General features: G+C 66.3%; 4 protein-coding genes and 1 pseudogene. All 5 read left to right on the top strand.

Annotation, left to right across the window (positions count from 1 at the left end):
• Nucleotides 1-170, top strand: a pseudogene (locus tag G1E_RS29455) (GABA permease); the annotation flags it as partial.
• 57 nt (nt 171-227) lie between these two features.
• On the top strand, nt 228-725 hold the full coding sequence (locus G1E_RS12310; RefSeq protein ID WP_009684210.1) for a PaaI family thioesterase: 498 nt from the start codon (nt 228-230) through the stop codon (nt 723-725).
• A gap of 228 nt (nt 726-953) precedes the next feature.
• A complete protein-coding gene (locus G1E_RS12305; RefSeq protein WP_009684209.1) occupies nt 954-1436 on the top strand; it encodes a formate dehydrogenase subunit gamma in 483 nt (160 codons plus the stop codon).
• Nucleotides 1430-2989: an NADH-quinone oxidoreductase subunit NuoF gene (locus tag G1E_RS12300; RefSeq protein WP_009684208.1), complete on the top strand. Its 1560-nt coding sequence runs from the start codon at nt 1430-1432 to the stop codon at nt 2987-2989. The genes G1E_RS12305 and G1E_RS12300 overlap by 7 nt, the downstream gene beginning before the upstream one ends.
• Nucleotides 2986-3889, top strand: a 904-nt coding sequence (locus tag G1E_RS12295; protein WP_047149849.1) for a 2Fe-2S iron-sulfur cluster-binding protein, incomplete at its 3' end; no start/stop codon positions are given. The genes G1E_RS12300 and G1E_RS12295, both read left to right, overlap by 4 nt.

Genomic DNA, 3889 nt, shown 5'->3' with positions numbered 1-3889 from the left:
TCCCTTACCTAACCTGGCTGGTGATCGGCACCATTGTCATGGTGCTGGGCTACATGCTGTTCAGCGATGCCTACCGCTACGAAACACTGATGACCGCCGCGGTGACCGTGTTCATCCTGCTGGTGTCGTTGACCCAGCGGCGTGGCCGCGTGGTTGCGCAGGCCGCCTGATGTTTCTGCTTTAATGGGGGCGTTGCGCGCCCCCTTTTTCATCAGCACAGGAAGCGTATGAACGACCAGCCCCTTTCCCTCCAGGCCATGGCGGCACCAGACGGTACCTGCTACGGCTGCGGTTGTTCCCACCCCAGCGGGTTGCACCTGCAAAGCCATTGGCATGCCGATGGTATCCACCTGGTCTGCAGGCATGCCCCGGACAGCACCTTCAGCGGTTGGCCGGGCCTGGTGTACGGCGGCCTGCTGGCGATGCTGGTGGATTGCCATTCCAACTGGACCGCCATGGCCTACCACTACCGGCACGAAGGCCGCTCGCCGGGCAGCGTGCCGCGCATCGACTGCGTGACCGGCACGCTCAACCTGACCTACCTGAAACCCACCCCGATGGGCATCGAATTGCTGCTCAAGGCCCGGGTAGAAGGTGAAGTAGGGCGCAAAAGCCGGGTGATCTGTGAAGTCTGGGCTGGCGATGTGCTGACCGTGACGGCGGACTCGGTGTTCGTCCGCGTCGATACCGAGAAACTCAAGCTCAAGGCCCACGGCCGGGGCTGACCAGCGTCGGTTTCAGAATGCGCCTGGTCGCTCGTACGCAACCCTTCGGCGGCATAAGTGCCATGCTTGCAGGATGCCGTCGGACCAGCGCACGCAGATGCGCGGCCGTCAGCGAGGAGGCCGCCGCCATCGCGCAACCGTGACGTTGCCGGCGTGCCGCAGCAGAACACGCTGGATACCTGCCATTACAACAAAACAGGCAGGGTCCGTGATGCCGAGGTCCGCTGTATGCCTGATGAATTGCTCCACCTGCCCGTTATCCAGCGCATTCTGGCGCGCGACAAAGACACCCCCGGCGCCCTGTTGCCGATGCTGCATGCTATCCAGCATGACCTGTGCTACATCCCCGATGCCGCCGTTCCCGAACTGGCCCATGCCCTCAACCTCAGCCTGGCCGAGGTGCGTGGGGTAATCAGTTTCTATCATGATTTCCGCACTGCGCCGCCGGCACGCCATACCTTGCGTCTGTGCCGCGCCGAGTCGTGCCAGAGCCGTGGCGCCGAGGCACTCGCGGCGCAGCTGCGTGAACAGCTGGCACTCGACGACCATGGCACCAGTGCCGACGGCGCCATCAGCCTGCGCCCGGTGTATTGCCTGGGCGCCTGCGCCTGCTCACCCGCGCTGGAACTCGACGGCCAGGTGCATGCACGGCTCACCCCCGAGCGCTTGCGCGCCTTGGTCAATGCCTGCCAGGAGGATGCAGCATGCTGAAGCTGTTCATTGCCTGTGATTCGGTCGCCCGCGCCGTGGGCGCCGACCAGGTCGCCGAGGCCTTCCAGCGCGAAGCCGAGCGGCGCCAGTTGCCGCTGGAAATCCAGCGCACCAGCTCGCGTGGGCTGTACTGGCTGGAGCCGCTGGTCGAGTGCGACAGTGCGCAAGGCCGCCTCGGCTTTGGCCCGGTTACCGCACAAGACGTGCCGGCGCTGCTCGATGCCCTGGCTGGTGAGCCCGCCCAGCACCCGCTGGCGCTTGGGCCGGTCGAGGCCATCCCCTACCTCAACACCCAGCAACGGCTGCTGTTTGCCCGCGCCGGCATTACCCGGCCGTTGTCGCTGGATGACTACCGGGCGCACGGCGGTTTCGCCGGCCTTGAAGCCGCGGTAGCGCTGGACGGCGCCGAAGTGGTCGCTGCCGTACTGGACTCCGGCTTGCGCGGCCGCGGTGGTGCGGCCTTCCCGGCGGGTATCAAGTGGCGCACCGTACGGGACGCTGGCGCAGGCCAGAAGTACGTGGTGTGCAATGCCGACGAGGGCGACTCAGGCACCTTTGCCGACCGCATGCTGATGGAGGGCGACCCGTTCCTGCTGATCGAGGGCATGATCATTGCCGGCCTCGCCGTGGGCGCCGACATGGGCTACATCTATGTGCGCTCGGAATACCCCGATGCCATCCGTGTGCTCGAGCAGGCGTTTGCCATCGCCCGTGCGGCCGGTTACCTGGGGGCCAACGTAGCCGGTAGCGGCCGGGCTTTCGAGCTGCAGGTACGGGTGGGGGCCGGCGCCTACATCTGTGGTGAAGAAACCGCACTGCTCGAATCGATCGAGGGCAAGCGCGGCATCGTCCGCGCCAAGCCGCCACTGCCCGCGCTGCAAGGCCTGTTCGGCTTGCCGACATTGGTGCACAACGTGCTCACCCTGGCCTCGGTGCCGATCATCCTGGCCAAGGGCGCCGCGTTCTACCGTGACTTCGGCATGGGCCGCTCACTGGGGACCATGCCGTTCCAGCTGGCCGGCAATGTGCGCCACGGCGGCCTGGTGGAGCGGGCTTTTGGCCTGACCCTGCGCGAGCTGGTAGAGGGCTACGGGGGCGGCACGGCCAGCGGCCGGCCGCTGAAAGCTGCGCAGGTCGGCGGCCCGCTTGGCGCCTGGGTGCCACCCAGCCACTTCGACACGCCGCTGGACTATGAAGCCTTCGCCGCCATGGGCGCGATGCTCGGCCATGGCGGTGTGGTGGTCGCCGACGACACCCTGAACATGGCCAGCATGGCGCGTTTTGCCTTGCAGTTCTGCGCCGAGGAGTCGTGCGGCAAGTGCACCCCGTGCCGCATCGGCTCGACACGGGGCATGGAGGTGGTCGACCGCTTGATCGCCAGCAGCGAAACGGGCGAGCGCCATGACCACGCCCTGTTGCTGCGCGACCTGTGCGACACCATGCAGTACGGTTCGCTGTGCGCCATGGGTGGCATGACCGCCTACCCGGTCGCCAGCGCCCTCAAGTACTTCCCCGCCGATTTCGGGCTGACCACCACGGAGGCCGCACAGTGATCAACTTCTTCGACCCGCAAACCGACCTGGGCACCCCGGCTCGCGACAGCGACGTGCAGGTCAGCCTGAGCATCGACGGCCGTGCCATCAGTGTGCCGGCCGGCACCTCGGTGATGCGCGCCGCGGCCATGCTCGGCACCAGCATCCCCAAACTGTGTGCCACCGACAGCCTTGAAGCCTTTGGCTCGTGCCGCATGTGCATGGTGGAAATCGAAGGCATGCGCGGCTACCCGGCGTCGTGCACCACGCCGGTCAACGAAGGCATGGTGGTGCGCACCGAAACCCCGCGCCTGGCCGGCTTGCGCCGCAACGTGATGGAGCTGTACATCTCCGACCACCCGCTGGACTGCCTCACCTGTTCGGCCAACGGCAACTGCGAGCTTCAGACCGTAGCCGGGCAGGTTGGCCTGCGCGAGGTGCGCTATGGCTATGACGGCGCCAACCACCTGGCTGAGAAAAAGGACGTTTCCAACCCGTATTTCGACTATGAACCGAGCAAGTGCATTGTCTGCAGCCGCTGCGTGCGCGCCTGCGAGGACATCCAGGGCACCTTCGCCCTGACCATCACCGGGCGTGGTTTCGAGTCGCGGGTGGCGGCGGCCGGCGGAGACAATTTCCTGGCTTCGGAGTGCGTGTCGTGCGGCGCCTGTGTGCAGGCCTGCCCAACCGCGACCCTGACGGAAAAAAGCCTGGTGCAACTGGGCCAGCCCGAGCGTTCGGTGGTCACCACCTGTGCCTACTGCGGTGTGGGTTGCTCGTTCCGCGCAGAAATGAAAGGGGACAAGCTGGTGCGCATGGTCCCGGACAAGAACGGCGGCGCCAACCATGGCCACGCCTGCGTCAAAGGGCGTTTCGCCTGGGGCTACGCGACCCACCCGGACCGCATCACCAAACCGATGA

Source organism: Pseudomonas sp. TJI-51, from assembly GCF_000190455.2.
Classification (GTDB): domain Bacteria; phylum Pseudomonadota; class Gammaproteobacteria; order Pseudomonadales; family Pseudomonadaceae; genus Aquipseudomonas; species Aquipseudomonas juntendi.
This window is presented reverse-complemented; position numbering and strand designations above follow the sequence as displayed.